A 756-nucleotide genomic window follows, 5' to 3' on the forward strand; every position below is an offset into this window, starting at 1 on the left:
AACGAGGTAATTGGCAGCCTTCTCGACATTCACGTCTAAAGAAACCAAGTTCAAAAATTATACCTAACTCCCTTTCCAGATATTGAAGAACACCAAACGCTAATAAGCGCAGCGGTCAAATCTAACCGCCGCACTTTTCATTTCTCAAGTCACTTTATCCGTTATCAATAACACCTCGATTAAGAAGCGATTCAACAATCTCGTTCGAGCTTAATCCATTGAAGTCTATTGCCTGACCTAAGTTCTCAACCACAATAGTCTGATGAACGTTCGCATCAGTAGTAATGCTCAAAGAGACATTGTCTGTCGTGGCATCGTAGTCCGCTTGAATATGCGCAAGTAACTCATCAATTCCTGCCATTGGGTCATTTAAATCCGCAATCACGTCTTTAAGATCGATCGTGTCTTCATTAAGCGTAAAGTCGGTGATGGTATCCACCGCACCTTCGTCAACGGTATCTTGCGTCCATTTAAAGATATCGTTACCACCGCCACCCGTTAGGATGTCCGAACCCAGACCACCGATAAGAATATCATCGCCGTCACCACCGATAATGCGGTCATCACCCGCCCCGCCGATGAGGGAAATTCCGCGATCACTACCAAGTAACCGATTATCTTCTGTTTCAGAAGATACATCGATGTCACGGTTGTTGGACGTAACATTGATGCTGATATCGATTGGGTCTGAGAACGCTTGATCGCCATTCGATTCCGTTGAAACCGCAGTCAGCGTGATATCGTGATCACCTTGGC

General features: G+C 45.2%; 1 protein-coding gene. It reads right to left on the reverse strand.

What is annotated here, in order from left to right:
* Nucleotides 1-154 precede the first annotated feature (154 nt).
* On the reverse strand, nucleotides 155-756 hold a 602-nt coding region (locus tag R7P74_RS26100), incomplete at its 5' end, for a calcium-binding protein (protein WP_318123551.1).

The sequence above is a fragment of the Vibrio sp. 2033 genome (assembly GCF_033339735.1).